The 6,028-nt window shown below is 72.3% G+C and carries 4 protein-coding genes and 1 pseudogene; all 5 read left to right on the top strand.

The genetic code is table 11. From position 1 onward, the window contains the following. Nucleotides 1-1,393: 1,393 nt before the first annotated feature. Nucleotides 1,394-3,124: pseudogene (locus tag AB0J72_RS35555) on the top strand (HD domain-containing protein); the annotation flags it as partial. 18 nt (nucleotides 3,125-3,142) lie between these two features. Further along, a complete protein-coding gene (locus AB0J72_RS35550; protein WP_363406582.1) occupies nucleotides 3,143-3,658 on the top strand; it encodes an NUDIX hydrolase in 516 nt (171 codons plus the stop codon). Then, nucleotides 3,655-4,494: a sugar phosphate nucleotidyltransferase gene (locus AB0J72_RS35545; RefSeq protein ID WP_363406579.1), complete on the top strand. Its 840-nt coding sequence runs from the start codon at nucleotides 3,655-3,657 to the stop codon at nucleotides 4,492-4,494. Before AB0J72_RS35550 ends, AB0J72_RS35545 begins: the two co-directional genes overlap by 4 nt. A gap of 36 nt (nucleotides 4,495-4,530) precedes the next feature. Further along, entirely contained in the window at nucleotides 4,531-4,818 is a 288-nt protein-coding gene (locus AB0J72_RS35540) for an Lrp/AsnC ligand binding domain-containing protein (protein WP_344506344.1), read from the top strand. A gap of 148 nt (nucleotides 4,819-4,966) precedes the next feature. After that, complete coding sequence (locus AB0J72_RS35535; RefSeq protein ID WP_344506267.1) at nucleotides 4,967-5,983, top strand: aspartate-semialdehyde dehydrogenase; 1,017 nt, start codon at nucleotides 4,967-4,969, stop codon at nucleotides 5,981-5,983. Nucleotides 5,984-6,028 lie beyond the last annotated feature (45 nt).

Below are 6,028 nucleotides of genomic sequence, written 5' to 3'. Positions count from 1 at the left end.
CGACAGCGCCTCGCACGACAGCGCCTCGCACGACAGCGCCTCGCACGACAGCGCCTCGCACGACAGCGCCTCGCACGACAGCGCCTCGCACGACAGCGCCTCGCACGACAGCGGCTCGCACGACAGCGGCTCGCACGATGCGGCACCGCAGGGCAGCACGTCACAGGACAGCGCCTTGCAGGATCAGGTCTCGCACAACGGGCACCCACAGGACAGCGCCTCGCAGGACCGGGAAGCTCAGAGCGAGGGCCCGCAGGACGAGGCGGGACGCGGCCGGACGGCGCAAGTTGAAGGCGCCCAGGACGAGGGCCGCTGGAGCGGTACGGCGCAAGGGCAGGAGCCGGAGGCCGGGCAGGCCCAGGACCCGGCGGCCCAGGACGGTGCGGGGCGGAGCTGGGGGTCGCGGGGCGAGGGGTCTCGGGACGCGGACTGGCAGGGTGGCGCGCGGGTAGGCCGGGACGTGGGGACTGTGGAGAGTCAGGCTGCGGTGGTGGCGGCCCCGGGCGAGGCCGTGAGCGAAGCGGCGCCCTGGCAGCGGGTGCCGGTGGATGGGAAGAGCTGGCAAGGAGCGGCCGGGGGCCAGAGCGCCGCGGACGCGGAGCAGGACGGAGCGGGTGGCTCCGGGCACGACGGTGGCGTTGGCGTATGGGGCGAGCAGCAGACACCCGGGCAGAGCACCGCAGGCGGCTCCGGGCACGACGACCTTGGCGTACGGGACGAACAGCAGACGCCCGCGCAGTGGACCGGGCACGACAACCTAGGCGTACAGGGCGAGCAGCAGACACCTGCGCAGTGGACCGGGCAGGAGGCGGCAGGCGGGTCCGGGCGCGACAACCTGGGCGTACGGGACGAGCAGCAGACGCCCGCGCAGTGGGCGGGGCAAGGGCAGCGACCGCAGCGGGCGGCGCAGGATCAGAGTGACGGGCGCAGGGACTGGCCGGCCAACGAGCGGCCGCCGGCGCCGCGGGGCAATCCCGGGAGTGCCGCCGGTGGGCGGGCACGCAACGAACGGTCCGCCGGGGAGCGGGCGGGGTCGGACCCGGGAGCCGACGCCGGGGGCGAGCGGGACGTCGCGGGCAGGAACACCGGCGCGGAAGCGAACGGTGCCGCCGGGCAGAACGGTGCCGCCGGGCAGACGGGCGCGGCCGCCGGTGCACGCGACGACACGACCGCCGGGAAGGCCAAGGACAAGGCGGCCCGGAAGGGTGGCAGGGACGCGGCGGTGAAGCGGGCGGTGCCCGTGGACGACCGGTTCGCGGCGCCGCGGGCCAGGCTCACCGCGCCGCCCACCGAGGACTCGCCGGCGGTGCCGCCGCCGCCGTCGTATTCGGCGCTGGTCGGCGGGGCGGTGCCCGGGGACCCGACGTCGACGTACTCGGCGATCATCGGGTCGCGGCTGCGGGCGATGCTGCCGTGGCAGTCGGCCGAGGACCCCATGTCCAACGTGCTGCGGTCGCACCGGACGATCCACCCGACGGGCGACGTGGCGTTGCTGCGGCGGGCGTACGCGACGGCCGAGCAGATGCACCGCGGGCAGATGCGCAAGAGCGGCGAGCCGTTCATCTCGCACCCGCTCGAGGTGACGGAGATCCTCGCCGACCTGGGGATGGACACGACGACGCTGGTGGCGTCGCTGCTGCACGACACGGTCGAGGACACGGACTACACGCTGGGCGCGCTGGAGCGGGACTTCGGCGGCGAGGTGGCGCTGCTCGTCGACGGCGTGACGAAGTTCGACAAGATGTTCTACGGCGCGGACGCCGAGGCCGAGACGATCCGCAAGATGATCGTCGCCGCCGGGCGGGACGTGCGGGTGCTCGTCATCAAGCTGGCGGACCGGCTGCACAACATGCGCACGCTGGACGCGCGGTCGATCAAGTCGCAGGTGCGGATCGCGACCGCGACGCGGGAGGTGCTGATCCCGCTGTGCGAGCGGCTCGGCATCCAGGCGCTGAAGCGGGAGCTCGAGGACTGGGTGCTGCGGGCGGTCAGCCCCGGCGGGTACGCGCTGATCGACGAGTACGTGCGGAAGCGCAAGGGCTGGGACGGCTACCTCGAACGGGTCATCACGGCCGTCAACACGGACCTGCGGAAGTTCGGCATCGACGCGCAGGTGTCGCCGCGGCCGAGGCACCTGTACTCGATCTGGAAGGACACCGTCGACGGCAACTACGAGGACCCGCACGACATGCCGCGGGTCGTCATCATCGTCGACGGGCCCGAGACGGACTGCTACGCCGCGCTCGGCGCGGTGCACGGCAAGTGGCGGCCGGTGCCGGGGCGGTTCAAGGACTTCATCGCCACGCCGAAGGGCAACAACTACAAGTCGCTGCACACGACGGTGCTCGGCCCGGAGGGGCAGTCCCTGGAGGTGCTGATCCGCACCGAGGAGATGCACCAGGCCGCCGAGTACGGCATCGTCGCCAACTTCCGGTATCCGCACGTGGCGGCCCGCTTCGGCCCCGCGTCGAAGGCGGAGCAGCTGAACTGGCTGCGGCGGCTGCTGGACTGGGAGGCGGCGGCGTCGGACCCGTCGCAGTTCATCGCGTCGCTGCGGTGCGACCTGGCCGAGGACCAGATCCTGGTGCTCGCCGAGGGCGGCGGGCGGCCGGTGCTGCTGCCGCAGGACGCCACGCCGGTCGACCTCGCGTACATCCTCGGCGCGGACGTCGGCAACCGATGTATCGGCGCGAAGGTGAACGGCCGGCTGATCGCGGTGTCGTCGCCGCTCGCCGACGGTGACACGGTCGAGATCATCACGCGGACCGGGCAGCGCGACGAGTTCGACTTCGACGCCGACGCCCCCGCGCGCGGGCCGTCGCCGGAGTGGCTGGAGTTCGTGAAGACGCCGCACGCCCGGCTGCACATCAGCCGGTGGTTCGAGGCGCACGAGGCGCCCGCGATCACCGTCGCCAACAAGGTGCGGCTCGGCCGGCTCGCGATCGGTCTGGCGCTGCGCCGGCAGGGCCGCGGCCTGGCCAGCGACCTGCCGCTGGTGCGCCTGTCGGCCCGGCTCGGGTACCCGGACCTGGAGACGCTGCTCGTCGCCGTCGCCGACCACAGCCGCACCGCGGACGAGGTCGTCGAGGAGTTGATCGCCCTGGTCGACCACTCGCCCCGGTAGGCCGCTAGCCTTTCGGAGATGGCGGTAATACAACAACTGCGCATGATGGCGTACCGGACGTTCTACCGTCTCCCGTCCCGCTGGAAACGCCGGATCGTGCGGACGTTCCAGCCGACGTACACGGTCGGCGCCGTCATCCTGGTGCGCGACCCCGAGGCGAGCCGGATCCTGCTGCTGCGGCAGCCGCCGGGCGCGGGCTGGTCGCTGCCGGCGGGGCTGATGGACCGCGGTGAGCGGCCCGTGCAGACCGCCGCGCGCGAGCTCGCCGAGGAGACCGGGATCAAGCTGCCCCTGGAGCGCTTCCGGCCGGCGAACCCGAACGCCCTCGTGCACACCCGCGGACAGTGGATCGACATGGTGTTCGAGGTGGAGGTCGAGCCGCCCGCCGAGCTGGTCGTCGACGCCGCGGAGGTCATCGAGGCCGCCTGGCACCGGCTCGACACGCTGCCGCCGCTGACCGTGTCGACGTCGCAGCTGCTCGCGCACTACGGGATCGGGCCGTACAAGGACTACCCCGAGGTGCTGACGAAGTGACCGGCATCTGTGCGGTGATCCTCGCCGCGGGTGAGGGCCGCCGGCTGCGGCCGCTGACCGAGCACCTGCCGAAGGCGCTGTGCCCCGTCGGCAACGTGTCGCTGCTCGACCGGGCCATGGCCAGGGTCGCCGCGCTCGGGATCGCCGGCCCCGCCGACCTGGCGGTCAACGCCTGCTATCTCGGGGACCAGGTCGTCGCGCACGTCGGCGACCGGGCGCACCTCTCCGTCGAGCCTGGTGATCCGTTCGGTACCGCGGGCGGCGTCGCGCTGCTGAAGGACTGGATCGGCGGCCGCGGCGTCCTGGTGGGCAACGCCGACGCGTACCTGGCGCCGGGCGGCGCGGGTGGTCCGGGTGGTCCGGCCGCCGACATCGCGGAGCTGCTCGACGGCTGGGACGGTTCGACGGTACGGATGCTCGGCGTGCCCGGGCCGCCGAAGGAGTTCGGCCGGCACCGGTTCGCCGGGTTCTCGCTGCTGCCGTGGGACCTCGTGGAGCGGCTGGAGGCGGTGCCGTCGGACCTGGTGAGGACCACGTGGCGGCCCGCGGAGCGGGAAGGGCGGCTGGAGGTCGTCGAGTACCGCGGGACGTACCTGGACACGGGCACACCCCGGGACTACCTGACGGCGAATCTGCACGCCGTACACCATGAAACCCTGATCGGTGACGGTGCCGTGGTGACCGGGAGCGTGGAGCAGGCGGTGATCGGCGCTGGGGCCGTCGTCGCCGGTCGGGTGGTTCGCGGGGTGGTGTGGCCGGGCGGGGAGGTCCGCGCGGGCGAAACGCTGCGCGACGCGGTCCGGGTCGGCCGGGAGCTCACCGTCGCGGCGGATTAGCATGACGATGTCCACATGCTGGAAGGAGCACCGCAGGTGATCACCGCGATCGTCCTCATCGACTGCGCGACCGACTCGATCCCCGAGGTGGCCGAGAACATCGCCAACCTTCCCGGGGTCAGCGAGGTGTACTCGGTCGCCGGCAACGTCGACCTGATCGCGATGGTCCGGGTGCGGCAGTACGAGGAGATCGCCGAGGTCATCGCCGGCGGCATCTCGAAGGTGGCGGGCGTGATCGACACCGACACGCACATCGCGTTCCGCGCGTATTCGCAGCACGACCTGGAAGAGGCGTTCTCGATCGGCCTGCCCGACACGGACTAATTTCCAGCAAATTTGCCGCCCCTTGCAGCAAGCCGTTCGCCGCAGCTGTCGGCAAGCCGCAAGAAACCGGGAAAACCGCTGGTAAGGGCCCCGACAGTGCGCCAAATCGCATCGAACCCGGCCCGGCGACGCGGTAGCCTCGACGCCCATGAGGATCGGCATCGTCGGAGCCACGGGTCAGGTCGGCAGCGTCATGCGCCACATCCTGGCCGAGCGTCAGTTTCCGGTAGACCAGTTGCGCCTGTTCGCGTCCGCCCGCTCCGCGGGCCGGCCGATCGACTGGCAGGACCAGCAGATCACGGTGGAGGACGCGGCGACCGCCGACTACTCCGGCCTGGACATCGTGCTGTTCTCCGCGGGCAAGGGCACGTCGAAGGAGCTGGCGCCGAAGGTGGCCGCCGCCGGTGCCGTCGTCGTCGACAACTCCTCCGCCTGGCGGATGGACCCGGACGTGCCGCTGGTCGTCGCGGAGGTCAACCCGCACGCGATCGCGAACCGCCCGAAGGGCATCATCGCCAACCCCAACTGCACCACCATGGCCGCGATGCCGGTGCTGCGCCCCCTGCACGAGGAGGCCGGCCTGGTCGCGCTCGTCGCCGCCACCTACCAGGCGGTGTCCGGCGCCGGGCTCAGCGGCGTCGCCGAGCTCGACGAGCAGGTCCGCAAGGTCGCTGACGGCGCCGCCGCGCTCGCGTTCGACGGCTCGGCCGTCGAGTTCCCGGCGCCGAAGCAGTTCTCCCGGCCGATCGCCTACAACGTGCTGCCGCTCGCGGGCTCGATCGTCGACGACGGCTCGTTCGAGACCGACGAGGAGCAGAAGCTCCGCAACGAGAGCCGCAAGATCCTCGAAATCCCCGGCCTGAAGGTGTCCGGCACCTGCGTGCGCGTGCCCGTGTTCACCGGCCACTCGCTGCAGCTCAACGCCCGGTTCGAGCGGGCCGTCTCGGTCGAGCGGGCGATCGAGCTGCTCTCCGCCGCGCCCGGCGTGGTCCTGACCGACGTGCCGACGCCGCTGCAGGCCGCCGGCGCCGACCCCAGCTTCGTCGGCCGGATCCGGGTCGACGAGACCGTCGAGCACGGCCTGGCGCTGTTCGTCTCCAACGACAACCTGCGCAAGGGCGCGGCGCTGAACGCCGTCCAGATCGCCGAGCTCCTCGTCAAGTGACCAAGGGTGGGGGCGGTCCTCACGAACCGCCCCCACTCCTCACGA

This window comes from Dactylosporangium sp. NPDC049742 (assembly GCF_040674675.1).
GTDB lineage: Bacteria > Actinomycetota > Actinomycetes > Mycobacteriales > Micromonosporaceae > Dactylosporangium > Dactylosporangium maewongense.
Note: the sequence above shows the minus strand (reverse complement) of the source record. Positions and strands in the feature narration are given on the sequence as shown.

Coding starts and splice junctions, on each gene's coding strand:
- AB0J72_RS35535 (WP_344506267.1), top strand. CDS start 4,967: ATGAGGATCGGCATCGTCGGAGCCACGGGTCAGGTCGGCAGCGTCATG.
- AB0J72_RS35550 (WP_363406582.1), top strand. CDS start 3,143: ATGGCGGTAATACAACAACTGCGCATGATGGCGTACCGGACGTTCTAC.